Source organism: Pseudofrankia asymbiotica, from assembly GCF_001983105.1.
Lineage (GTDB): Bacteria > Actinomycetota > Actinomycetes > Frankiales > Frankiaceae > Pseudofrankia > Pseudofrankia asymbiotica.
Genome location: NZ_MOMC01000113.1, coordinates 1 through 23,977 on the forward strand (window position 1 = coordinate 1; position 23,977 = coordinate 23,977).

At 73.1% G+C, this 23,977-nt stretch carries 20 protein-coding genes; 13 read left to right on the forward strand and 7 right to left on the reverse strand.

Annotation, left to right across the window (positions count from 1 at the left end; all coding sequences use genetic code 11):
• From BL253_RS36860 to BL253_RS36875, 4 genes are all read left to right on the forward strand, one after another.
• Positions 1-1,392 (forward strand): class I SAM-dependent methyltransferase (locus BL253_RS36860; RefSeq protein WP_241835478.1); only part of this gene is annotated, 1,392 nt, incomplete at its 5' end.
• An 83-nt stretch (positions 1,393-1,475) separates the two neighbouring features.
• On the forward strand, positions 1,476-1,715 hold the full coding sequence (locus tag BL253_RS36865) for a hypothetical protein (protein WP_076822587.1): 240 nt from the start codon (positions 1,476-1,478) through the stop codon (positions 1,713-1,715).
• A gap of 304 nt (positions 1,716-2,019) precedes the next feature.
• Positions 2,020-4,650: a Tex family protein gene (locus BL253_RS36870; protein WP_076822590.1), complete on the forward strand. Its 2,631-nt coding sequence runs from the start codon at positions 2,020-2,022 to the stop codon at positions 4,648-4,650.
• 341 nt (positions 4,651-4,991) lie between these two features.
• Positions 4,992-5,936 carry a L,D-transpeptidase gene (locus BL253_RS36875; RefSeq protein WP_076822567.1) on the forward strand — a complete coding sequence of 315 codons (945 nt, stop codon included), beginning with the start codon at positions 4,992-4,994 and terminating at the stop codon, positions 5,934-5,936.
• A 140-nt stretch (positions 5,937-6,076) separates the two neighbouring features.
• On the opposite strand, the gene BL253_RS36880 is transcribed toward BL253_RS36875, so the two are convergent.
• Positions 6,077-6,280, reverse strand: coding sequence for a hypothetical protein (locus BL253_RS36880; protein WP_076822568.1), 204 nt, complete (start codon positions 6,278-6,280; stop codon positions 6,077-6,079).
• 419 nt (positions 6,281-6,699) lie between these two features.
• On the opposite strand from BL253_RS36880, the gene BL253_RS36885 reads away from it, so the two are divergent.
• From BL253_RS36885 to BL253_RS36895, 3 genes are all read left to right on the forward strand, one after another.
• Positions 6,700-7,476, forward strand: a complete 777-nt coding sequence (locus BL253_RS36885) for a neutral zinc metallopeptidase (RefSeq protein ID WP_241835479.1) — start codon at positions 6,700-6,702, stop codon at positions 7,474-7,476.
• Positions 7,477-7,721: 245 nt separating this feature from the next.
• Positions 7,722-8,756: a beta/alpha barrel domain-containing protein gene (locus BL253_RS36890; RefSeq protein ID WP_076822572.1), complete on the forward strand. Its 1,035-nt coding sequence runs from the start codon at positions 7,722-7,724 to the stop codon at positions 8,754-8,756.
• A gap of 283 nt (positions 8,757-9,039) precedes the next feature.
• Positions 9,040-10,554 carry a VWA domain-containing protein gene (locus BL253_RS36895; protein WP_076822574.1) on the forward strand — a complete coding sequence of 505 codons (1,515 nt, stop codon included), beginning with the start codon at positions 9,040-9,042 and terminating at the stop codon, positions 10,552-10,554.
• A 166-nt stretch (positions 10,555-10,720) separates the two neighbouring features.
• Here the strand turns inward: BL253_RS36895 and BL253_RS36900 are convergent, their stop codons facing one another.
• Together BL253_RS36900 and BL253_RS36905 are read right to left on the reverse strand one after the other, a co-directional pair.
• Positions 10,721-10,996, reverse strand: a complete 276-nt coding sequence (locus BL253_RS36900) for a GlsB/YeaQ/YmgE family stress response membrane protein (protein ID WP_076822576.1) — start codon at positions 10,994-10,996, stop codon at positions 10,721-10,723.
• Between the two features lie 174 nt (positions 10,997-11,170).
• On the reverse strand, positions 11,171-11,749 hold the full coding sequence (locus BL253_RS36905; protein WP_076822577.1) for a TerD family protein: 579 nt from the start codon (positions 11,747-11,749) through the stop codon (positions 11,171-11,173).
• Between the two features lie 326 nt (positions 11,750-12,075).
• On the opposite strand from BL253_RS36905, the gene BL253_RS36910 reads away from it, so the two are divergent.
• The 5 genes from BL253_RS36910 (at position 12,076) to BL253_RS36930 (ending at position 15,826) form a co-directional block, all read left to right on the forward strand.
• A complete protein-coding gene (locus BL253_RS36910) occupies positions 12,076-12,489 on the forward strand; it encodes a TOBE domain-containing protein (protein ID WP_096336180.1) in 414 nt (137 codons plus the stop codon).
• 101 nt (positions 12,490-12,590) lie between these two features.
• Complete coding sequence (modA, locus tag BL253_RS36915) at positions 12,591-13,490, forward strand: molybdate ABC transporter substrate-binding protein (protein WP_081439065.1); 900 nt, start codon at positions 12,591-12,593, stop codon at positions 13,488-13,490.
• Between the two features lie 7 nt (positions 13,491-13,497).
• The gene (locus BL253_RS36920) at positions 13,498-14,526 is read left to right on the forward strand and encodes an ABC transporter permease (protein ID WP_241835480.1); all 1,029 of its coding nucleotides are present in this window, start codon (positions 13,498-13,500) and stop codon (positions 14,524-14,526) included.
• Positions 14,523-15,281 carry a sulfate/molybdate ABC transporter ATP-binding protein gene (locus tag BL253_RS36925; RefSeq protein ID WP_241835481.1) on the forward strand — a complete coding sequence of 253 codons (759 nt, stop codon included), beginning with the start codon at positions 14,523-14,525 and terminating at the stop codon, positions 15,279-15,281. The genes BL253_RS36920 and BL253_RS36925 overlap by 4 nt, the downstream gene beginning before the upstream one ends.
• A 26-nt stretch (positions 15,282-15,307) precedes the next feature.
• Positions 15,308-15,826 carry a hypothetical protein gene (locus BL253_RS36930; protein WP_076822580.1) on the forward strand — a complete coding sequence of 173 codons (519 nt, stop codon included), beginning with the start codon at positions 15,308-15,310 and terminating at the stop codon, positions 15,824-15,826.
• A 9-nt stretch (positions 15,827-15,835) separates the two neighbouring features.
• Here the strand turns inward: BL253_RS36930 and BL253_RS36935 are convergent, their stop codons facing one another.
• The 4 genes from BL253_RS36935 to BL253_RS36950 all read right to left on the reverse strand — a co-directional run bounded on the left by BL253_RS36935 (position 15,836) and on the right by BL253_RS36950 (position 21,206).
• Positions 15,836-16,147 (reverse strand): putative quinol monooxygenase, encoded by a 312-nt coding sequence (locus BL253_RS36935; protein ID WP_076822582.1) that lies wholly within the window; start codon positions 16,145-16,147, stop codon positions 15,836-15,838.
• Positions 16,148-16,227: 80 nt separating this feature from the next.
• Positions 16,228-17,913: an AMP-binding protein gene (locus tag BL253_RS36940; protein ID WP_338013779.1), complete on the reverse strand. Its 1,686-nt coding sequence runs from the start codon at positions 17,911-17,913 to the stop codon at positions 16,228-16,230.
• Positions 17,910-19,763 carry an AMP-binding protein gene (locus BL253_RS36945; RefSeq protein ID WP_241835482.1) on the reverse strand — a complete coding sequence of 618 codons (1,854 nt, stop codon included), beginning with the start codon at positions 19,761-19,763 and terminating at the stop codon, positions 17,910-17,912. The genes BL253_RS36940 and BL253_RS36945 overlap by 4 nt, the downstream gene beginning before the upstream one ends.
• Before the next feature lie 45 nt (positions 19,764-19,808).
• Positions 19,809-21,206, reverse strand: a complete 1,398-nt coding sequence (locus tag BL253_RS36950; protein WP_241835483.1) for an ABC transporter substrate-binding protein — start codon at positions 21,204-21,206, stop codon at positions 19,809-19,811.
• A gap of 485 nt (positions 21,207-21,691) precedes the next feature.
• Between BL253_RS36950 and BL253_RS36955 the strand changes: the two genes are divergently transcribed.
• Positions 21,692-23,503 (forward strand): N-acyl-D-amino-acid deacylase family protein, encoded by a 1,812-nt coding sequence (locus BL253_RS36955; RefSeq protein ID WP_338013780.1) that lies wholly within the window; start codon positions 21,692-21,694, stop codon positions 23,501-23,503.
• Positions 23,504-23,977 lie beyond the last annotated feature (474 nt).

The following is a 23,977-nucleotide window of genomic DNA, read 5'->3' on the forward strand; positions in this document are numbered from 1 at the left end:
CCCGGCTGGACTCTGGCCGCCGCGGCGGCGACCTGGCTGCAACCCGCGCTCGTCGCCACCGGCGGACCCCTCCACCTCACCGACCTGCCCAGCTCCCCCCTCACCCGCCGCCGCGGCGCCGCCGAGCTGCTCGCCGACCTCGCCGAGTTCGCGGGTGGGCGCGCGCGCCACGCGGACAGCGGCCCGGGTCCGACGCCCAGAGGGATCGACTCCGCCGGGGTGGCCGCCGTCGATGTCGGTACCGGTCCCGTTCAGGACGGCCAACCCGGCCGGCCGAGCGAGCCCGACGAGCCCGACAAGCCCGGCCCGCTCTCGCGATGGCGGGTCTCGCTGCCCGGCCAGTACGTCGCCAGGGATCGCGCGCGGGCCACCGAGATCCGCGAAAGCTACCTGGCCGAGCTCGCGGAGGGCCCCGAGCGGTTCCTCGAGCCCAGGCGTGCGACCTGCCCCTGGTGCGGCGGCCCCCGGCTGCGCCGGATGCTGGTCGGTGTCGACGCGATGCAGGTCAAGCCGGGACGGTTCCGCTACGACCGCTGCGCCGAGTGCCGCCACGTCTTCCAGAACCCGCGGCTGACCCCGGAGGGGCTGGACTACTACTACCGCGACTTCTACGACGGCCTGGGCGGCCCGGCGATGGAGTGGCTGCTCGGGTTCGGTCCCGGCGCCCACCCGGCGCGGGCGCGGTCCGTCCCCACGCCTCCGCGACGCTGGCTGGACGTCGGCGCGGGCCTCGGGCACTTCTGCCTCATCGCGCGGGACATCTGGCCCGACACGGTCTTCGACGGCCTCGACATGGGCGACGGCCTCGACGAAGCCGCCCGCCGCGGCTGGATCGACACCGCACACCGCGGCCAGTTCCCCGACYTCGCCGCGAGCCTGGCCGGCCACTACGACGTCATCAGCATGTTCCACTACCTCGAACACACCCGCGACCCCCGCGCCGAACTCGACGCCGCCGCCACCGCCCTCACCCCCGGCGGCCACCTCCTCATCGAGGTCCCCAACCCCGACAGCCCGGCGCTTCGCGCCTACGGGCCGCTCGCGTCGGGGATGCTCATCCCCCAGCACCTGAACCTGCTCCCGGCCGACAACCTCGCCGCGGCGCTGACCGAGCGCGGGCTGCACGTCGAGGACGTCGCGTTCGGCGACACCCATATCTCCGGAGACGCGCCGATGGCGTGGTGGGGCCTGTGCCAGCGGCTCGCCCCGTCACCGAGCCTGCCCTGGCGCGCCGACGCCCACCCGGGTCTGGGCCGGGCCAGGCGGGTGGCGACGTTCGCCGCGCTCGCTCCGCTCCTGCCGGCCGCGGCCCTGGCCGAGGCCGCGAGCCGCCCCTACCTGACCCGCGGCACCCGCGCCAACGCCTACCGGATCCTGGCCCGGCTCCCGTAGCCCGACCCGACAACAACGACTACTCTCCGTAGCAATGAGCTCCCCGTGAGCGGTGGGGCGTGGGCTGCGAAGGGAGCGCGACGATGGCCGTGTGCGAGGTCTGCTCCAACGACTACGAGATGAGCTTCGAGGTGCACGCGCAGGGCGCGGTGCACGTGTTCGACAGCTTCGAATGCGCGATCCACGCGATGAGCCCGGTCTGTGAGCACTGCGGCGTGAAGATCAGCGGTCACGGTGTGGAGGCGGACCGCCGGTTCTTCTGCTGCGCGCACTGCGCGCGGGCCGCTGGTGTCGGCGCGGAGCTGGTCCGCGACCACGCCTGACAGTCACGGCATGGTCGAGCCTCGCATCGACCGGTCCCGAACCCACGTCCGGGGAAGGCACAACCGGTGGGAGGGGCACTGCGGCCTCCACCGGCCCGGCTCCGGAATAATCGGACGGGACCGGAGGAGATCATCTGTGACGACGACGTCCACCCCGCAGGCCCAGGCACCCGCCGCCGCGCTCTCCCAACGACCTGCTGACGCGGATTCCGGATCTCCCGGGCCCGCTTCGCCGGTTCAGGAGAGATCCGGGGGGACCACGGCGGCGACGACGGCGCGATCTGGCACGGGCAGCGGCTCCCAGCTGTCCATCGAGGGCCGGATCGCCGGCGAGCTCGGGGTGCGCGAGGCGCAGGTCGTGGCGGCCGTCGGGCTGCTCGACGGCGGCTCGACCGTCCCGTTCATCGCCCGCTACCGCAAGGAGGTGACGGGCACCCTCGACGACGCACAGCTGCGCACCCTCGAGGAGCGACTGCGCTATCTGCGGGAGCTGGAGGAGCGGCGGGCGGCGGTACTGGAGTCGATCCGGTCGCAGGGCAAGCTGGACGACGCGCTCGAGGCGCAGATCAACGCGGCCGACTCGAAGGCGCGGCTGGAGGACATCTACCTCCCCTACAAGCCGAAGCGGCGCACGAAGGCGCAGATCGCCCGCGAGGCGGGGCTGGAGCCGCTCGCCGACGCGCTGCTGGCCGACCCGACGCTCGACCCGGCGGCCACCGCCGCCGGGTACATCGACGCCGAGAAGGGCGTCGCCGACGCGACGGCGGCGCTCGACGGCGCCCGTTCGATCCTGGTCGAGCGGTTCGCCGAGGACGCGGACCTGATCGGCGAGCTGCGCGAGCGGATGTGGACGCGTGGCCGGCTGGTCTCCAAGGTCCGCGAGGGCAAGGAGGAGGCGGGGGCCAAGTTCTCCGACTACTTCGCCTTCGACGAGCCGTTCACCTCGCTGCCGTCGCACCGGATCCTCGCGCTGTTCCGTGGCGAGAAGGAGGAGGTCCTCGACCTGGACCTCGACCCGGAGCCACAGGACGCCGACGTGACGGCGCCCGCCGGGCCGTCCGAGTACGAGACGAGGATCGCCGCCCGCTTCGGCGTCGCCGCCCAGGGCCGGCCCGCCGATCGCTGGCTCGCGGACACGGTCCGGTGGGCGTGGCGCACCCGCGTCCTGGTCCACCTGGGCATCGACCTGCGGCTGCGGCTTTTCCAGACCGCCGAGGACGAGGCCGTCAAGGTGTTCGCCACCAACCTGCGCGACCTGCTGCTGGCCGCGCCCGCCGGCACCCGCGCGACCATGGGTCTCGACCCGGGCTACCGCACCGGCGTGAAGGTCGCCGTCGTCGACGCCACCGGCAAGGTCGTCGCCACCGACACGATCTACCCGCACGTCCCCGCGCGGCGCTGGGACGAGTCGCTGGCGACCCTCGCCCGGCTGTGCGCGGCGCACAAGGTCGACCTGATCTCGATCGGCAACGGCACCGCGTCGCGGGAGACCGACAAGCTCGCGGAGGAGCTCGTCGGGCGCGTGCCGGACCTGAAGCTCACCAAGATCGTCGTCTCGGAGGCTGGCGCGTCGGTCTACTCGGCGAGTGCCTACGCCTCCCGGGAGCTGCCGGGGATGGACGTCTCGCTGCGCGGCGCGGTCTCGATCGCCCGCCGGCTGCAGGACCCGCTCGCCGAGCTCGTCAAGATCGACCCGAAGTCGATCGGCGTCGGCCAGTACCAGCACGACCTGAGCGAGCTCAAGCTGTCCCGCTCGCTCGACGCCGTCGTCGAGGACTGCGTGAACGCCGTCGGCGTCGACGTGAACACGGCGTCCGCGCCGCTGCTGACCAGGGTGTCCGGTATCGGCGCGACCCTCGCCGACAACATCGTCGCCCACCGGGACGCCACCGGGCCGTTCCGGACCCGCACGGCGCTGCGCGAGGTCCCCCGGCTCGGGCCGAAGGCGTTCGAGCAGTGCGCGGGCTTCCTGCGCATCCCCGACGGCGACGACCCGCTGGACGCCTCCAGCGTGCACCCCGAGTCCTACCCGGTGGTCCGGCGCATCCTGACCGCCACCAGCACCGACATCCGCGGGCTGATCGGCAACTCCGGCGCGCTGCGCGCCGTGAAGGCGACGGACTTCGTCGACGACACCTTCGGCCTGCCGACGGTGACCGACATCCTCGCCGAGCTGGAGAAGCCCGGCCGCGACCCGCGCCCGGCCTTCAAGACCGCGACGTTCGCCGAGGGCGTCGACGAGATCAAGGACCTGGTCGCCGGCATGGTGCTGGAGGGCGTCGTCACCAACGTGGCCGCGTTCGGCGCCTTCGTCGACGTCGGCGTGCACCAGGACGGCCTGGTGCACGTCTCGGCGATGTCGAAGTCGTTCGTGCACGACCCGCGCGAGGTCGTCAAGTCTGGCGACATCGTCAAGGTCAAGGTTCTCGACGTCGACATCCCGCGCAAGCGGATCTCGCTGACCCTGCGGCTCGACGACGAGACCGCGGACCGGGCGGGCTCGGGCGGCGGTTCCGCGCCGCGGTCCGGGGCCCGGGACGGCGGCGGCCAAGGTGGCGGTGGCGGTCGGGACGGCGGCCAGGGAGCGCGCGGCGGAGGCTCCCGCGGCCGGGCCGGCGCCGGCCAATCTGGCGCCGGCACTCGCGAGGGCGGCCGCCAGGGGGACCGTGAGCCCCGCGGTGGAGGCCGCGGCGGCGATGGCGCCGGCACCCGGCGCGACGGCGGGGGTGCCGGACGCGGCGACGCGCGCGGAGGCGGCGGCCAGCGCGGTGGCGGTGCTGGCGGCGGCCAGCGCGGCAGCGGTGGTGGCGGTGGCGGCGGGCGCGGTGGCCAGCGCGGTGGACGGCAGGCTTCCCCGCCGACCGGCGCCATCGCCGACGCACTGCGCCGCGCCGGCCTCGTCGACGAGAACGGCGTTCCCCGCACCGGCCGCTGACCAGCCCCACCCGCCGCGCACCATCGGCGAAGACGCCCGCCCCGGAGACCCGGCCCGACTGTCAGGCCGGGCCGGGTCTCCGTGAGCGCGGGGCTCCTGTTCCGCGCCAGCCCCTTCTCGGGGTCCACCGGCTCCCGGGCGTCCCGCGGCCTTGCCGGACCGGCCGCGGGACGCCCGGGAGCGGGCGTGCCGGCGCGTGCCAGCACTCACCTCGCCGATCGGCGGGGAAGGGGTTGTCTCGGCGGTTCACGGCCGAACACCACGGCTGACCCCGGCCAGCGACTACAGAAAGTAGTCTGCCTGAGGCGGAAGGTGGTGCGACGGGTGGGAGGGCCGGAGCGGTGCTGGGACGGCGGGACGACCAGGCGGCGACGGCCCAACCGACCGGGCCGGAAGGACCACGCCTCGCCAGGCGGCGCGCCAGGGGCCGCGTCAGCGTGCCCGTGGGGCTCGCGGTCGTCGCGACGCTCGGCGCGTTGGCGACCGGCTGCGGGAAGAGCCACGACGAGGCGAAGCCGGCCCCGAAGCCGAGCACGACGGCGAGTCCGCCCAGGCCGGGGGCCACGGCCGACGCGAAGGACGGCCTCGACCCGGCGCATCTGCCGAAGGGCTGGAGCCTGGTCGCCTGGCCACAGGACCACGACGTTCCGATCTTCGCCGAGCAGGCGCCCGAAGACGGGACGACAGGCGGCGGATCCGACGCCACGGCGTCGAGCGCGTCTTCAAACTCGCCGCCGACCGGCGCGGCCGCCGACAGGGCCACCCGCACCCTCGCCAACCCGAACGCGCAGGGCGCGCCGCTGGCCCTGCTCGTCGAGCATTATGACGCCGACTGGCTGCGGGTCTCACTACCGGTGCGGCCGAACGGGACGACCGGCTGGATCCGGCGGGCCGGCGTCCGGCTCGGGGCGACCCCCTTCTCGCTCGCCGTCGACCGGGCTCACCATGAGCTCACCGTCTTCAAGGATGGAAAGCCGTCACGGGTCTACCCCGTMGGCATCGGCACCGGGAGCACACCGACCCCGGCCGGGCGGTTCTATCTGGCCGAACTGCTGAAACCCGCGAGCCCGGCCGGCCCCTGGGGACCGTACGCGTTCGGCCTTTCCGGTTTCTCTGACGTCGTGACCAACTTCAACGGCGCCGAAGGCATCATCGGGCTGCACGGCACCAACCAGCCGGAACGCGTCGGCACCGACGTCAGCATGGGCTGCATTCGACTGCGTAACGAGGACATCACCGAACTCGCCGACCTGCTGCCGGTCGGAACGCCGGTCACCATCACCTGACCTCACCGGGCATGCCAGGGCCCCACCGCCGGTCCGCCACATCCGGCCCGGGCGGCGTCCACAGGTTCTGGATGCCGCCCGGGCCGACTGGCGAATCGGCGGCGGGGCCCTGGCTGGCTAGGCGGGAATGCCTCGCCGGTTCATCGGTGGGTCAGAATGAAGGTGTAGAACAACGCGATTGGCCAGAGCACGGTGGCCACGAGGGCGGTCAGCAGGCTGGAGAAGAAGTGTCCATCCCACTTGTCCACATGCCAGTAGCCCTGGTTCACCGTGATGATCAGACCGATGACGAGATAGAGAATCGTCCCGAGCGACGCTCTCGTGTAGGTACGAACGGCGGCCATCATCACTCCCGAGGAGGGCGGTACTAGAAGTTGGCCGGAAATTACCCGCAATCGGCGGTCCTACACTTCATATGGACGATGAGTCCGATGAGTCCGATGAGTCCGATGAGTCCGACCTGAGGGCGCGACAGAAGCAGGCGATGCCCGCGCCGCACCGCGTGTAACCATGACGCTTCGGTGCGATAGTCCGGCGCGGGGGCGTGGTAGCGCGAAGCCCGAGGAGACGCCCCCGAAGAGGCTTAACCCGTCGATGGGTCGCGCCGCCCGGCGTGCCGGTTACCATGCGCCGCCGAACGCTCCGCGCCGGGCGGCGGCACTGTCGCCGTGCCGACGGGCCTGTCCGCCCCGACGACCGAAACGATACGGTCGCCGACGTGCGTACGAGATGGGCGACAATCGCCGCTATCACGGTTTCGGTGGTGTTGTCGGCGGGAATGCTTGCCGCCTGTCAGCCGGGGGGTGACGCGGCAGCGGACCCGACGACGCCGGCGACAGCCGCGGGCGGCGGCGGAGCTGGCGGCGGCGGGGCCAGCGCCGAATGCGGCGGCTCCGCGGACACCCTCGACGGTGCCCTCAAGGTCATCACAGGACCGATCGGCTGCCCCGGGGGCGTCAACACGTTCTGGTCGCAGAAGCTGGGCAGCGGCTGGACGGTGCCACGCTTCATCGAGTACCACGACGGTGACATCCCGCAGGACGAGTGCGGGGCCCAGAGCCGCGACCCCGACGACTTCGCGAGCAACGCGTTCTACTGCTCGCTCGACGACACGGTCGCCTACAGCGTCGAGTTCATGGCCGAGCTCTCCAAGCAGGACCCGTCCTACCCGATGCTGGTGCTCATGCACGAGCTGGGCCACCGGGTCTCGGCGCTGACCGACAAGCAGGGCGTGGTCTCCCGGTCCGAGGAGAACCAGGCCGACTGCCTGGCCGGCTCCGAGGCCAAGTTCACCCACGACGCCGGTCGGTTCCCCATGGCCAATGCCCTCGAGGGCATCCCCCTGTTCTTCCAGCTCGGCGACGGCGGCGGGGCCTGGCTCTCCTTCGGCGAGCCGAACGCCGACCCGGAGGCGCACGGGAACCCATCTCAGCGCACCGCCGCCGCTGTCCTGGGCTACACCAAGGGCATCGACACCTGCTTCAAGATCGGCCAGTCCGCGGACGGCGGCATCTCCCTGACCGACAGCCTCTTCGGCTGACCCGGCCAGCCGAMGGCCGGCCGGCCGGTCCGGCTGCTCGGCCGGTTGCTCGGCCGGCTGTCGGTGACGAATCGCGGCCTGGCGGGCAGCCGGGTAGTGGGCCGCGAATGAGACGTGCCTCCCGACGCTGGCGTGCGACTCGCCGGGCGGCCGGTGGCGGGTGCGCGCCAGGCAAGATGGAGACGCCACCGGCGGCGGGCGCTGGTGGCGGGCGGCCGCTCGAGGCGGCCCGGGAGGGCGGACGGATGCCGGCACTGTGCGGGGTCGACCTGGAGCACCCGGTCATGAACGCGGCCGGCACGGGCAAGTCCCTCGAGGACGTCTCGGAACTCGCCCGCTCGGCCACCGCCGCGGTCATGGTCGGGTCGATCACCGTCGCCGCCCGGACGGGTAACTCCGGGGCCACTTACCACGCAGGCGATGGCTTCTCGCTCAACGCGCTCGGCCTGCCCAACCGGGGCCTGGACTACTACCGCGAGCACCTGCCCGCGATGGCGGCCCTCGCGCACGACGCCGGCAAGCCGCTGGTGCTGAGCATCGCCGGCTTCTCCGTCGAGGACTACGCCCAGGCCGCGGCGGCCGCCGCGTCGACCGGCGTCGACCTGCTGGAGCTCAACCTCGCCTGCCCCAACGTCTGGGACGGCGGCGCCCAGAAGCGCATCGCCTGTTTTGACCCGGGCCAGACCGCGGCGATCTGCGCGGCCGTCGACGACGTGCTGCGCGCCGCGCCCACCCGGATCCCCTACGGGGTGAAGATCTCGCCGTTCTCCGACCCGGAGGCACTCGCGGGCCTCGCCGACGTGCTCACCAAGCTGGCMACCGGCACCACCGGCACCATTGGCGCGGCAGACGGAACCGGCACGACGAGCGGAGCCGGTGCCACCAGCGGGAACGGGGCGGGGCGCGGCGGTCCGCGCTACGTCTGCTCGGCCAACACCTTCCCGAACGCGCTGGCCTTCGACGACGCCGGGCGGCCCGTGATCGGGGTGGGACTCGCCGGTCTCGCCGGCCCGGCACTGCGCCCGGTCGCCCTGGGCCAGGTCCGTCAGCTGCGTCGGCTGCTACCCACGGACGTCGAGATCGTCGGCGCCGGCGGGGTGACGAACGGCCGGGACGTCGCCGACTTCCTGCGCGCCGGCGCGAGCGCCGTCCAGATCGCCACCGCCTACTGGAGCCGCGACGGCGACCCAGCCGTCTTCGGCGAGATCGCCGCCGACTGGGCCGAGACGTCCGACCCCGAACTGTGGCGAATGAGCAGGCCCATAGACAAGCTGAGCTGACACACTTCGCCGCGCTGCCGTTGGGGTGTGGTGGGTGGGCGTGTCTATTGGGTTGCTGGTCTGCCACAGTTCGCGGTTGCGGTGGTGTGGCGTTCTCGGGATCGCGTGGGCGGTGCAGGTGTGGACTCCGGGCCGTGCCCGTTCGTGCGTCTGCGGGCTGCTTAGCGGCGCGCCGTTTGCCGTGATGATGGCGCACGCCGTCGAGGTTGAGGCCTCCTCTGAGAGGAGGGTTCCTGGGACCGGCCTGCACGGCCACCTCCAGACGGGGAGCAATATTGCGCGTGTGGAGTTGACCAAAGGCGCGAATGCCGCGCTTCCGGACCGGGTGCTCGAGATCACGGTTGGTTGGCGGCCCGCGGATGTCGGCAGCGCCAGCACCTCGTTGGATGTCTGCGCGCTGCGGCTGGGAGCCAACGGCAAGGTCCGCGAGGACACCGACATGATCTTCTTCAACGCGCCCAGCAGCCCGGACGGGTCGGTCCGCCACATCGGGCGCACGCCGGACGGCGCCGCCGAGGTGGTCACCGTCGACCCGACCGCCCAGCCAGCGGACGTGGAGTCGATCGTCGTGACCGCGACGATCGACGTCGTCACCCCACGGCTGACGTTCGGCGGCCTGGGTGTCTGGGCGACGGTGAAGGACCTCAGCAGCGGCACGGAGGTCGCCAGCTTCGACCCGCCGCGGCTGGGGCCGGAGAGGGCGCTGGTCGTCGTCGAGCTCTACCGGCGTGGCGACGCCTGGAAGGTCCGCGCCGTCGGCCAGGGCTACGCCTCGGGCCTCGCGGGCCTGGCGACCGACTACGGCGTCGACGTCGGCGGCGATGAGGACATCTCCGCGCCCACGCCGGCCGCGGCGCCGTTGCCGGCGCCGCCGGTCGCGCCGGCGCCCTCGTTCGCCACCCGGAGACCAGCCGCGCGGCCCGGGCCCGCCGCGACCGCCGCTCCCGCGCCGTCCGCGCCGCCCGCCGCCTCCGCCGGAGCCGCGGAGCCGGCGGTGGCCAGCGCCGCGGACCTCCCGTCGACCGGTGACGCGAGGATCGACATGCGCAAGCGGCTCGACCTGCGCAAGAAGACCGTCCAGACGGTACTCACCAAGCAGGGCATCGCCGGCCGGCAGGCGCGGGTCGCGCTGGCACTCGACGCCAGCGGGTCGATGCGCAGGCTCTACAAGGCGGGCACGGTCGCCCGCGTCGTCGAGCGGGTCGCGGCCGTCGCGGCGACCATGGACGACGACGGGACGCTGGACGTCTGGTCCTACGCGACCGAGCCGCTCGCGCTCCCGCCGCTGCGCGTCGACTACCTGGCCGACTGGATCCCGCTCTATGTGCGGATGCGCAAGGCGACCACCGGGCAGGGCGGCGTGGACGCGACGCTCGCCCGCGAGCAGGCGGCGCGAGCCGCCGGCTGGCCGATCCCGAACTGGGACGGCATCGGTGGGCAGAACGAGGAACAGAAGGTGATGACGCTCGTCGTCGAGCACTTCGGGCGGCTGTCCTCGCCGCCGCCGGCACTGGTGCTGGTGCTCACGGACGGCGGCCTCTACCGCGACCGGCTGATCGCGGACCTGCTGCGGCGGGCCGCCAGCCTACCGATCTTCTGGCAGTTCATCGGGGTCGGAAAGGCGCAGTACGGCATTCTCGAGAAGCTGGACACGCTGTCCGGCCGCCTCGTCGACAATGCCGGGTTCTTCGCGGTGGATGACCTGGACGCGATCGACGACGAGACGCTCTACCGTCGGATGCTAGGCGAGTTCCCGGCCTGGCTCCGCTCGGCCCGCGCCGCCGGCATTCCGGTCTGACAGGTTCGTTCCCGGCCCGGCACCGTAGTCACGATCGTCCTGTCATTCCGAAACGCCGCTCGGGGTGTGGCTGACAGCCACACCCCGAGCCTGGGCAACGCCTCATGATCTCGTCAGATTCGCCCGGCGGGGCGGACAGGCCGGCACCGTCGGATTTTCCAGTGACCTAGCGCAGCACGCGCCCCCGCCGGGTCGCCCGGACAATTAGCACCAGAATGATGGCACCGGCGATGGAGCCGATGATGCCCGAGGGCTGCAGCGCGCCCTCCCCGAGGTCCTTGTCGAACAGCACGTAACCGAGGAAACCGCCGACGAACGAGCCGGCGATACCCAGCAGGATCGTCGCCACGACGCTCATCGGGTCCGGGCCCGGCACCAGCAGGCGGGCGACCGCACCGGCGATGAGGCCGAGAATGATCCAGGAGATGATGGTAACCAGCACGGGAATCCCTCCGCCGGGAGACAGTCGATCACCCGCTATCTACCTCATCTCGCGTTCTCCCAAACAAGGACAAGGAAGACGAACGGGCGGCAGCCCGACCGCGCGGCTCAGGCACCCGGGAGGTCCGGGCGGCTCGGGYCACCCGCGAACGCCCTTCCCTCCCGGGATCCCGGGTCAGACGTCGAAGCCGAACTGGCGGGCGATGCCGGCGAGGCCGTCATGCCGGCCCTGGCCGAGCGCGCGGAAGTGCCAGCCCCTGTCGTCGCGGTAGAGCTCCCCGAAGAGCATCGCGGTGTCCGCGGCCGCTTCGTGCGTGAGGTCGTAGCGGGCGAGCTGGACGCCGCGGACGGCGTCGACAACCCGGATGAACGCGCGTTGGACGTGCCCGAAGTCCTGGCGGBGGTACTCGGCGTTGTGGATCGTGACCGCGAAGACGACCCGCTCGACCGTGGGGGGCAGCGCGTCGAGCTGGACGTCGATCTGCTCGTTGTCGCCGTCGCCCTCGCCGGTGAGGCTGTCGCCGCGGTGGGTGATCTCGTCGTGCGTGCTGGACAGGTTGTTGAAGAAGACGAAGTAGTCCCGGGACAGGATCCGGCCGTCGGCGCGCAGCGCGAGCGCGCTCGCGTCCAGGTCGAAGTCCTCCTCGGAGCCTCTGGGAGCGGGATCCCAGCCGAGGCCGACGGTCACGCGAGTGAGGTCCGAGCCCTCTTTGGTGAGCGCGATGCTGGCGCCCTTGGTGACGTCGACGGTCATCGACGGTCTACCCCCACAACGTATGGGCCGCCAGGGACGCRAACGAGGCACACCAGCCGGGCCAGAGGCGGGCGAACGTCGCTGTCGCGCCTCCTTCGGCCGGTTCGGATCATGGAAACCTGGTGATACCAGGCAACCACACCCAGATGGGCACATGGAGCCGGATGGTCGACTCCACGACTCTGGCGAGGGCAGGCGTCGGCCGGCATCGGTTCGCGCCGTGTCCGCACCCGGCCGCACCAAGGCCGCACCAAGGCCGCACCGTTGCCGCATCCGCGGCGCGAACTGGCAGGCGGTGCCGCCAATGCGTCGGTATGGTGACCACCGTGCCGAACTATCGGATCAGCGAGGCCGCCGTCCTGCTGGGAGTCAGCGACGACACGGTGCGTCGGTGGGCGGACAGCGGCCGGCTGCCGACCGTCCGGGACGACGCCGGCCGTCAGGCGATCGAGGCGACGGAGCTGGCCCGGTTCGCGAGCGAGGCCAGCTCGTCGAACGAGCTGGCGCTGGGCCGGGCGCCCATCGCGGGCGAGTCGGCCCGCAATCGCTTCCCGGGAATCGTCACCCGAGTCCTGCGTGACGGGGTGATGGCCCAGGTGGAGCTGCAGTGCGGCCCATACCGGGTGGTCTCGCTGATGAGCCGGGAGGCGGCCGATGAGCTGGGGCTGGAGCCAGGGGTGCTCGCGGTCGGGGCGGTGAAGGCGACCAACGTCGTCGTCGAGCTGCCGGTCAGGCGGTAGGCGCGGTGCCGCGGCGCGTGTCGGTGGGTGGTGACAGCGCGGTCACCCGGCATCGCCGGCCGGTCCGTCCGGCCGGTCTCTTCTCGGGACAGGTGGGCAAGATGATCAGATCGTGGGCTGTCGCGGGACGTCGGGGCACCGGGCCGCCGGCTGGCGAGCCGCGCCGGGGACGGGCTCGCCGGGGCCGCGACGCGCTGACCGTGTTCCTGGCCGCCACGGCGCTGGCGCTGGGCGCCGCCGCCTGCGGCGACGACACGACCGGTTCGGACGCGTCCGCCGCGTCGTCGAGGGCCGCGACGGCGACGGCGACGAAGGACCCGGCCGCGACAGCGGTGACGGTGTTCGCCGCCGCCTCACTGACCGAGACGTTCACCACGCTCGCGGACCAGTTCGAGGCCGCGCACCCCGGGGCCGACGTGAAGCTCAACTTCGCGGCCAGCTCGGCGCTCGCCCAGCAGATCATCGCCGGGGCCCCGGCCGACGTGTTCGCCTCCGCGAGCAACGCCACCATGAAGCAGGTCACCGACGCGAAGCTGACCGCCGCCGCTCCGACGGTCTTCGTCCGCAACAGCATGGAGATCGCCGTCCCGCCGAGCAATCCGGCGCGCATCGCGAACCTCGCCGACCTCGCCCGGCCCGGCGTCAAGGTGGCCCTGTGCGAGGAGCAGGTCCCCTGCGGTGCCACCGGCCTCGCGGCGCTGAGGAAGGCCAGTGTGACGGTCAGGCCGGCGACCCTCGGCCAGGACGTGAAGAGCGTGCTGTCGCTGGTCCAGCTCGGTGAGGTCGACGCGGCGCTGGTGTACAGGACCGACGTCTCGGCGGCCGGCGACAAGGTCCTCGGCGTCGAGATCCCGGACGCCCAGAACGCCTCGACGGACTACCCGATCGCCACGCTGACCGGCGGCGACCACCAGGCCGCCGGCAAGGCGTTCGCCGACTTCGTCCTCTCGAGCACCGGCATCGACGTCCTCGGCAAGGCCGGCTTCGGCAAGCCCCAGTGACCCAGTCATGAGAGCTCCCGGGGCCGGCGGTCCGGCTGATCCGCGGTCGGGCGACGTGCCCGCGCTGGCCGCGCACGGCTCCACGGGAGAGAACGACGGGTCACCCCGGGCCTCGGCCGCCACGCCGGCGGCCGAGGCCCGGGCCGCCGAGGCGCCGGCGCTGGGCCGTGGGCACAGAACGGCCCGCCGGCCACCGAACCGGCGGGTGCGCCGGGGACGTGGCCGGCGGGGTGGTGGGCTGCCATGGCCGCTGGTCGTGCCGGCGGCGCTCGGCGCGTTGCTGGTGCTGCTGCCGCTGGTCGGGCTGGTGTGGCGGGCACCGTGGGACAGCCTGCCGAGGCTGCTGCGCGAGGCGGCTGTCCGCGAGGCGCTGTGGCTGTCGATCCGCACGGCGACCGTCGCCACGGTGCTGTCGCTTCTGCTCGGCGTCCCGCTGGCGTGGCTGCTCGCGCGGGTGGAGTTCCCCGGGCGGGGGCTCGCCCGGGCACTGGTGACGCTGCCGATGGTGCTGCCGCCCGTGGTCGGCGGCGTGGCGCTGCTGCTGGCCGCGGGCCGGCGCGGCGTCGCGGGGCGCTACCTGTACGAGGCGTTCGGCGTCAGCCTGCCGTTCACCACGACGGCCGTCGTGGTCGCCCAGACGTTCGTCGCGATGCCGTTCCTCGTCGTCGCCGTCGAGGGCGCGCTCCTGAGCTCCGACCAGCGCTACGAGGACGCGGCGGCGACGCTCGGCGCCTCACCCTGGTACACGTTCCGCCGGGTGACCCTGCCGGCGGTCGCACCGTCGGTCGGCGCGGGCGCCGTCCTGTGCTGGGCGCGGGCGCTCGGCGAGTTCGGTGCGACGATCACCTTCGCGGGCAGCCTCCCCGGCACCACCCGGACGATGCCGCTGGCCGTCTACTCGGCGATGGAGAGCGACTCGGACGCGGCGATCGCCCTGTCCCTGGTCCTGCTCGTCACCTCCGTCGTCGTGCTCGCCGCCCTGCGCGGCCGCTGGCTGCCCGCGGCGCGCGACGCCGTCAGCCGGGCGGCCGCGTGACCGTCCAGGAGGGCGCCGCGGGGCTGCGGGCCCGGGTGGTCGTCGGCCGCGGGGCGTTCACGCTGGACGTCGCGCTGGATGTCGCGCCGGGTGAGGTCGTCGGGGTGCTCGGGCCGAACGGCGCCGGCAAGAGCAGCCTGCTCGCGGCGCTCGCCGGGCTGCTGCCCCTGCGCGACGGCCTGGTGGCGCTCGACGGCGAGGTGCTCGACGACCCGGCGGCCGACTGGTTCGTCGAGCCGCGTCACCGGCCCGTCGGCGTCGTCTTCCAGGACTATCTGCTGTTCAGGCATCTGTCGGTACGTGACAACGTCGCCTTCGGCCTGCGTGCCCGTCGCCTGGCCTCCCGCCGCGACGCGTCCGCCACGGCGGATGCCTGGCTCGACCGCATGGATCTGTCCGGCTTCGGCCCGCGCAGGCCGGCGACCCTGTCCGGCGGCCAGGCCCAGCGGGTCGCCCTGGCCAGGGCGCTCGCCACCGGCCCCCGCCTGCTGCTGCTCGACGAGCCGCTCGCCGCCCTCGACGCGACCACCCGCGTCGACCTGCGCGCGTTCCTGCGCGCGACGCTGCCCGCGACCGGCGCCGCCGTCCTGGTCGTCACCCACGACCCGACGGACGCGGCCGGCCTCGCCGATCGGCTCGTTATCCTGGACGCCGGCGCGGTGGCCGCCGCGGGCAGACCCGCCGATCTCGCCGAGAACCCGCCGACCCGCTACGTCGCACAGCTCTTCGGCGCCGCCGCACCCGAGCGACGGTAGCCGCCACGCGCGTCGCGGAGGTACGCATGGATGAGGTCTTCCGGTCCTACCTCGACCCCTCGTTCCGCTACGTCTTCTCCCAGGGCCCGGCGCGGGTCCGCCACCGGGAGGACGCCCGGCGCGACGGGCTCAACTGTGTCGCGCTGGCCCACCTGGTGATCCGCGACCTGTTCGGCCACGCCCTTCCCGCCGAGTTCCAGTCACTGGAGCTGTTCTACGACCTGGATCACTTCGAGCCGGTGCCGGCGCTGACGGAGCTGCGGGCGGGCGACCTCGTCTGGCTGGGCACTGCCGCGCCCCGGGTCCGCCTGGAGGAGTTCGTGCCGCGCTACCAGGACGGTGAGCTGCTGAACTTCAGCGACTTCCCGGTCAACCACGTCGCTGTCTGCACCGGCGTCCGCGCGGCCGGCCACGATCTGCTGCTGCACGCCAGCCCGGTCGAGGGCGCCACCGCCCTGTGGCCGCTGCACCGCTTCCGCGGCCACGCCAGATACCGCGTGATCTACGCGATCCGCCGCCTGCGGCCGCGCTATCGCGCGGCCTGAGGCACCGGATCAGGGGCGCAGCTGGCCCTGGGCGGGGTTGCCGGCGGGCAGCGGCGTGAGGATGGAGAGGTCGAAGCCGCCGTCGGTCAGGCCGTCGAGGCGCTTGACCATCTCGACGAGGGCGGGCGAGGTGGAGTGGGCGGCGAGCGCCGCGTCGTCCGCCCACTCCTCGATGAAGAAGAACTTCCCGTTCCCCTCATGCACGGAGTAGAGCTTGCACCCCGCCTCCTGGTGCACCTCGGGCACGGCTGCCAGCAGGGCGGCGCGCACCTCGTCGACGTGCTCGGGCTTCGGGACGACGCTGGCGACGATGACGGGCATGACGCTCCTTGGCTCGGTCCGGTGGTCTGTTTGTACCGCGACCGCGCGGGGCCGCGCTCGGCGCGCGCGCCGCGGGGCGGTCAGTGGACCTGGCGGTTGGTCGTGGACCAGTACCGGGCGCGCAGCGCCTTCTTGTCGGGCTTGCCGAGGGGGCTGACGGGGATCGAGTCGGCGAAGTCCACCGTCTTCGGGGCGTGGTGGGGCCCCTTGCGGTCGCGGACGAGAGCGGTCAGCTCCGCGGCCAGCTCGTCGTCGGGAACGGCGACGCCCGGGCGGCGCACGACGACGGCCTTCACCGCCTCCCCCCACTTCTCGTCGGGGACGCCGATGACGGCGGCGGCCGACACCGCCGGGTGGGCGGACAGGACGTCCTCGACCTCGCGCGGGAAGATGTTGAAGCCGCCGGAGATGACCATGTCCTTCTTGCGGTCGACGATGTAGAGGTAGCCCTCCTCGTCGCGCCGGGCGATGTCGCCCGTGTGCAGCCAGCCGTACTTGAACAGCTCGGCGGTCTGCTCGGGCAGCTTCCAGTAGCCGCCGCAGTTCAGCGGCCCGCGCACGCAGATCTCCCCCGGCTCGCCGTCCGCCACCTCGTCGCCGTCGTCGTCGAGCAGCGCGACCCGGACCCACGGCACCGGGCGGCCGCAGCTCGCCAGCCGCTCCGGCCGGGACAGGTCGTGCTCCTCCTTTCGCAGCACGGTGACCGTCATCGGCGACTCGGACTGGCCGTAGTACTGGAAGAAGACCTGGCCGAACCGGTTGATCCCCTCCACCAGCCGGGCCGGGGACATCGCGGCGGCGCCGTAGTAGATGGTGCTCAGGCTGGAGACGTCGGCGGTGGCGAGCTTCGGGTGGTCGAGCAGCACGTAGATCATCGTGGGGACCAGCATCGTCGCGCTGATCCGGTACTTCTCGATCGCGTCGATCACCGCGCCCGGCTCGAAACCGGGCAGCACCACCAGGCAGCCGCCGCGCAGCAGCACGGGGATGAAGAACGCCGCGCCCGCGTGGCTCAGCGGGGTGCACATGAGGAAACGCGGCTCGTCGGGCCACTGCCATTCGGTGAGCTGGATGTGCGTCATCGCGGCGGAGTTGCGGTAGGTGCCGAGCACGCCCTTCGGGCGCCCGGTGGTACCGCCGGTGTAGGTCAGGCCGCCGACGTCGTCGGGGCCGACGGCCGGGGCGCGCAGCGGCGCCGGGGTGAAGCCGGGGGCGAGCGCGAGCAGGTCGGGCCCCAGGTCGGTCGGGCCGAACGTGAGGACCTGGCGCAGCGTCGGCACCCGCTCCAGGTACGCGGCGGCGCGGTCGGCGAATTTCTCGTCGACGACGAGCGTCTCGACCTCGGCGTCGGTGAGCACGTAGACGTGGTCGTCGACGGAGCCGAGCGGGTGCAGCGACGTCGAGCGGCAGCCGGTGATCATGTTGGCGCCCATCGCGAACAGGACCTCGGGCCGGTTCGGCGAGAGCATCGCCGTCCGGCTGCCGACCCGCAGGCCGACCGAGGCGTAGGCCTGCGCGTAGCGGCTGATCTCGGCCGCCACCTCGGCGGCGGTGAGCGCGACGTCGCCGATGTAGACGGCGGGCTTGTCGGGGTTGCGCCCGAGCGCGGCGATGAGCAGGTCGGGCAGGAACGACGGCCGGTACAGATCGCCTGACTGCGGGGCCTGGGTCGTGGCGACGGCCGCGGACGCGGGCGTGCCGGCGGAGGCCTGGTCGGCGTCGCCGGCGGGCGCTTCGGTGGCGGACGTCTCGGCGGTGGTGGTCACGCGTTCACCTCCTCGGGGGCGTGGGCAGCCGTGGCCCGCGCCTCGGTCGCGGCGCGGACGGCGGCGGCCTCGTCGGACAGGCGCCGCGCGGTCGTCCGCCCCCAGACGGTGTCCGGTTTGCCGGCCGGGTTGCGGGCGATCGCGTCCACGATGTGGATCTCCTTGGGAACCTTGTAGCCAGCCACGTGCAGGCGGGTGTGGGCGAGCAGCTCCGCGGCGGTCGTCGGCCCGCCGGGCGGCGCGGTCCCCGTCTCCGCCCCCGCTGCTGCCGGCACCAGTGCGCGCAGCGCGACCAGCGCGACCACCCGCTCGCCGTACCGCTCGTCCGGCACGCCGACGACCGCGACGTCGAACACCGCCCCGTGCGCCTTGAGCGCGTCCTCGACCTCGTCGGGGAAGACCTTCTCGCCGCCGGTGTTCACCACCGTGCTGCCGCGCCCGAGCAGCTGGGCGGTGCCGTCCGCCAGGGCCAGCGCGAGGTCGCCGGGCACGACCCAGCGCACACCGCGGGCGTCGCGCGGGAACGTCGCGGCCGTCTTCTCCTTGTCCTTGTAGTAGCCGAGCGGGATGGCGCCGCGCCGGGCGATCCGCCCCGGCTCCGGCGAGCCAGGCACGACCGGTTCGAGGTTCTCGTCGAGCACGGCGGTGTCGGGGGTCAGCTGGAAGACACGGCGCCCGCCGGTCGCGCTGCCGTTGTGGCCGAACTCGGAGGCGCCGTAGGAGTCGAGCAGGAACACGTTCGGCAGGGCCGCGGCGAGGTCGTCGCGGACCTGGCCGGACATCGGCGCGCCCGTGTTCGAGAACGCGAGCAGCCCGGAGAGGTCGTACCGGCCCGGGGCCGCCGCCAGCGCGTCGGCGAGCGGGCGGGCCATCGCGTCGCCGACGACCGTCATCGACGTCGCCCGCTCCTCGGCCGCCAGGCGGAGCACGCCGTCGGCGTCGAAGTGGCGGCCGCACCAGAGCACGGCCGTCCCGGCGGTGCCGACGCTGATCAGCAGGCTGAGCTCGGCGGCGCCGTGCATGAGCGGCGCCATGACCATGTACCTCAGCGGCGGGTTCGCGGTGTGGGCGAGGGTGTCGGCGAGCACCCGCGGCTGCGACCCGTCCGGCAGCGGGCGGCCGATCGCCGCGTGGAACAGGTCCTCGTGGCGCCACAGGACGCCTTTTGGCATGCCGGTGGTACCGCCGGTGTAGAGGACGAACACGTCGTCGCCGCTGCGCGGGGCACGCACCGGGCCGTCGTCGGCCGGCTCGCCCTCGTACTCGACCAGCCGGATCCCGCGGTCGGCGAGCGCGCCGCCGGGAGCGGTGAGCGCGCCGATCCCGCCGTCGTCGGCCGGGTGGGTGCCGTCCTCCAGGACGACCAGCGCCCGCAGGTCCGGCGCGTCGGCCAGGATCTCGGCGACGGTCGGCAGGTAGCGGCGCTCGACCACCATCGCCGTCAGGTCGGCGTTGGCGGCGAGGTAACGCAGCTCGGCCGGCACGTAACGAAAGTTGATATTGATCGACGAGGCCCGCAGCTTCATGCAGGCGAACATCGACTCGACCCACTCGGCCCGGTTGACCGCGTAGATCCCGACATGCTGGCCCGCGCGCACGCCGGCCCCGCGCAGCAGCCGGGCCGCCCGGTCGACGCGGGCGTCGAGCTCGCCGAACGTCAACCGGACCGGCGGGGCCACCAGCGCGAGCCGGTCGGGCACCGCGTCGGCCATCAGTTCGAGCATGTCCGCGAAGTTGATCGGCCCGCTGCCCGGCCTGGAATCCCGCCCGGTGCCCGGCCCGGGCTCCGGGCTGGGCACCGAGCTGGGCTCCGGTCGGGTTTCCGGCCCCGGCTCCGGCTCGCCGCTCACGTCACCGCTCCAAAGTAGATCATGCCGATGCCCACCCGGGACCGCTCAGCCGGAGACGTCGGTAAAGGGATTGGCGAGCGTCACGACGTTCTTGTCGTCGCAGTTGAAGAAGCCCTTGTTCGGGCCGGTGGCGTCCTTGTCGTAGACGAAGCCGTCCGGCGTGACCTTCATCAGCAGGTAGCAGTTCGTGGTCTTCTGCTGGCCGGCGACGAGGTCGCGCTCCGGGTAGAGGCCGCCCGCGGTCCAGGCGGTCTGGGCGCCGGCCTTGCCGAGCACGCAGTCGACGGTGAGGTCGTCACCGCAGGCGGTCGCCGCCTTGGCCCACAGCACCCAGGCGTTGAGGGACAGCGCGGTGAAGTCGGTGAGCTTCGCGTTCGGCACGGTCGCGTGCACCAGGTCGACGGCCTCCTTGGTCACCGGGCTCTGCGGTGCCAGCTCCCAGGGGACGTGGTCGATCACGACGTACGTCGTCGGGAACCTGGTCGCCTTGGCGGCCTGGATCGTCAGCGGGTCGTACAGCTGGTTCTCGAAGATCATGAACTTGAGCGACAGGCCGACGTCGTTCATCGCGGTGACCAGCGGCGACGGGTCCTGAAGACCGATCGGCTGGTAGCCCTGCACGCCCTTGTTCTTGAGCTGCTCGACGAACGGGCGGAAGTTCGTGACCAGCGGCGGCAGCTCCTGGTAGTCGGCCACGGTGTAGCCGGTCTGGGTGAGCGCCTCCTGCAGCCGCAGGCCCTGGGGCCGCAGTGTCCCGAGCGTGCTGCCGCCGACGCCGAGCGCCTTCATCGCGTCCGGGTACAGCCGGGCCATCGACTGGAAGCCGCCGATCGGGTAGCGCGCCGCCGTGTTCGGCTGGGCACGCACCTGCAGCTTGGCGTTCAGCGCCTCCGGGGAGACGCCGTAGGCCGGGACCGAGCCGAGCTTGCACTCCTCGCGCGGCTGGACGCCGGGGGCGTCGACGGCGTTGCCACCACCGACGATCATGAAGTCGGTCTGGCAGGCGTCGATCATGCGGGCGGCGACGTCGGTCAGCTTCCCGTCGTGCTTGTTGAGCGCCAGCTGCCGGCCGTTGATGCCGCCGGCCTTGTTGCACCAGGCGACGAACGCCTCGCCGACGTCGAAGAACTCCTGGCCGAGGCCAGGGGTGATGGTGCTGCTTGGGTCCCCGAAGGTGCCGAGCGTGATCGAGCTGGCGGTGACGCCGCGGCCGGTCGCCTTCGAGGCGGTGCCCGGGCCGCAGATGCCCTTCTCGGTGCCGAAGTCGCCCGCCGCCGCGGCGGCGGGCGCCGACGTGGCCGGGGCCGCCGAGCCGCCGCCGCCCGTCTCGGTCTCGTCCGACGAGCGGGTACAGCCGGCCACGACGACCAGCAGCGCGCTGGCCGCGGCGAGAACCGGCGCGAGTCGTGCGCGTCGGCGGCCGGCTGGCCGGCCAGAGAGCATGCGAAAATGATCTTTCTTCGCACGCCCGGCCGGGGTTCCTGCCGGATTGCGAAGCGATCTGGTAGGTCCGGTTGCCCCTAGGAACATCGGGGGGACGTGTCTGCGGGCCATCGGACCTCTCCGTCGTCAGTCCTGCGGTCGTGTTCGGTCCAGCGGTCTGTTCGCGTCTGGGGCGCCCGCCGGCCGATACGCGTCGGCGGGCGGTCGCGACGGCCCGGATCCCGAAGGCCCGTGACCCGCGCCCGTGGTCACGGCGATACTCCCTGGTGACGTGAGCGCCGCCACAGACTAGAACAGGTTCCCCTCCGGACGAAAGCGAATCCGACGACTCCCTGACCGTTCGTCAGGGCACGGCCGACCCGTCGGCGCACGCAGGTGACCGACGGCCGGCGGCGGCGCGCCGGCTTCCGGCCAAGGACCTGACGAGTCGTCAGGTTCGGGGCTACTGTCGGGACGTCGCGTGGGAGGAGAGCGCAGTGCTCGACATGGTCGTGCGGGGTGGGCTGCTCGTCGACGGCACCGGGGCGCCGGCACGCGCCGCCGACGTCGGCGTGCGGGACGGACGGATCGTGGCGGTCGGCGCCCCGGGCACCATCGGGACCGCCGAGGCGCCGGCCGGCGAGGTGACCGTCGACGCCACCGGACTGGTCGTCTCCCCCGGGTTCATCGACGTCCACACCCACTACGACGCCCAGCTGTGGTGGGACCCGTATGCCACACCGTCGAGCCAGCACGGGGTGACGACCGTCCTCGGCGGCAACTGCGGCTTCACCCTGGCCCCCCTGCGCCCACGCGCCGCCGGGCCCGGCGGCGCCGGCCGGCAGCACGGAGAAGGCGGACAGGACGGGCAGGGCGGGCGGAACGGGCAGGACGAGGCCGACTACCTGCGCCGGATGATGGCGCGGGTCGAGGGCATGCCGCTGGCGGCGCTCGAGTCGGGTGTCGCCTGGGGCTGGGAGTCCTTCGCCGAGTACCTGGACGGGCTGGACGGCCGGATCGCCGTCAACGCGGGCTTCCTGGTCGGGCACTGCGCGCTGCGCCGCTACGTGATGGGCCCGGCGGCGATCGGCTCGGCCGCGGGCCAGGAGGCGGTCGCCGCGATGGCCGCCGGGCTGCACGCCGCGCTCGAGGCGGGCGCGCTGGGCTTCTCCACCACACTGTCCGGCACCCACAGCGACGGGGACGGCCAGCCGGTCGCCTCCCGCTGGGCGGACCGGGCCGAGCTCACGGCGCTCGCCAGGGCGGTGGGCGACCACGAGGGGACGGTCCTGGAGGGCATCGTCCCTGGCTGCCTGAACATGTTCAGCGACGACGAGATCGAGCTGCTCGCCGAGCTGTCGGCGGCGGCCGGGCGGCCGCTGAACTGGAACGTGCTGACGATCGACGCCGCCGCGCCGGAGCGGGTGCCGCGCCAGCTCGCGGCCTCGGCACGGGCCCGCGAGCTGGGCGGGCGGGTGATCGCGCTGACCATGCCGACGCTGGTCCCGATGAACATGAGCCTGCGGACGTTCTGCGCCCTGCACCTCATCCCTGGCTGGGGCGAGGTGATGGCCCTGCCCGTCCCCGAACGGATCGCCGCCCTGCGAAACGCGGACATGCGGGAGCGGATGCTCACCGCCGCGGACGCGCCGGAGGCCGGCGTCCTGCGGCGTCTGGCGAACTTCGGCCGCTATGTCATCGGAGACACCTACTCTCCCGCGAACGAGGGCCTGTCCGGGCGGGTCGTCGACGACATCGCGGCCGAGCGCGGCCAGGACCCGTTCGCCACCCTGATCGAGATCGCGGCCGCCGACGAACTGCGCACCGTGCTCTGGCCGATGCCGACCGACAACAACCCCGAGTCCTGGGCGCTGCGCGCCGAGACCTGGGAGCACGAGGACGTGCTGCTCGGCGGCTCCGACGCCGGCGCCCACCTGGACCGGATGGCCGGCGCCCCCTACCCCACCCGTTTCCTCGGCGACTGCCTGCGCGGGCGCCGGCTCGTCGGCCTGGAGCGGGCGGTCGCGATGATGACCGCCGAGCCCGCCGCGGCGTTCGGCCTGCGCGGGCGCGGCGTCGTCGCCGAGGGCAACGCCGCGGATCTCGTCGTCTTCGACCCGGCGACGGTCGACTCCGAGCCCGCGCGGCTCGTGCGCGACCTGCCGGCCGGGGCGGCCCGGCTCACCGCCGGCTCGGTCGGCGTCACCGCCGTCTTCGTGGGCGGAGTCCAGATCGTCGCCGACGGCCAGCCGACCGGCGCCACCCCCGGCACCCTGCTGCGTTCCGGCCGGGACACCACCACCGTCGCCACCCGTTAGCCGGGCGACCGGGCTGGCCGCCGGCGCGGCCGGCCCGCGCCGGCGGCCGGCCCGGCGGGCCACCGCCAACCATTTCCGGTCCAACTGGCTGAAGCCCGCCGAAAGCGGCGGAACGCACCACGCGGGCCGTGGCCTAAAAGGCGCGTGAAGGCGCCCGTCAAGTCGGCCTAATGACACTTATGTCGGGTGACGGCCATTTCCTGTGGCGCTCGTCACAGACATTGACCGGGTGCAGTTGGTTGATAGACGGGGCGCACAGGCCCGTGGCGACCCGGTCACCCTGATGAAGCATGTGCACGCGGCGGCTGCGGTCGGGTGCGCGGCGCGACGATTGGCGACCCGTTTTCCGGCCGGGCGGTATTTGTTTTCGGCCTCTCATCGCGGGTGATGCGGGTCACGTTGTTTTTGGGGTTTGCCAGGCCGGTGGGCTGGCTGTCATGGTGTTTCCAGTGCCCGATCGGGGCACACGCCGGG

Coding starts and splice junctions, on each gene's coding strand:
- BL253_RS36920 (WP_241835480.1), top strand. CDS start 13,498: ATGAGAGCTCCCGGGGCCGGCGGTCCGGCTGATCCGCGGTCGGGCGAC.
- BL253_RS36880 (WP_076822568.1), bottom strand. CDS start 6,280: ATGGCCGCCGTTCGTACCTACACGAGAGCGTCGCTCGGGACGATTCTC.
- BL253_RS36865 (WP_076822587.1), top strand. CDS start 1,476: ATGGCCGTGTGCGAGGTCTGCTCCAACGACTACGAGATGAGCTTCGAG.
- modA (WP_081439065.1), top strand. CDS start 12,591: ATGATCAGATCGTGGGCTGTCGCGGGACGTCGGGGCACCGGGCCGCCG.
- BL253_RS36950 (WP_241835483.1), bottom strand. CDS start 21,206: ATGCTCTCTGGCCGGCCAGCCGGCCGCCGACGCGCACGACTCGCGCCG.
- BL253_RS36930 (WP_076822580.1), top strand. CDS start 15,308: ATGGATGAGGTCTTCCGGTCCTACCTCGACCCCTCGTTCCGCTACGTC.
- BL253_RS36935 (WP_076822582.1), bottom strand. CDS start 16,147: ATGCCCGTCATCGTCGCCAGCGTCGTCCCGAAGCCCGAGCACGTCGAC.
- BL253_RS36955 (WP_338013780.1), top strand. CDS start 21,692: ATGGTCGTGCGGGGTGGGCTGCTCGTCGACGGCACCGGGGCGCCGGCA.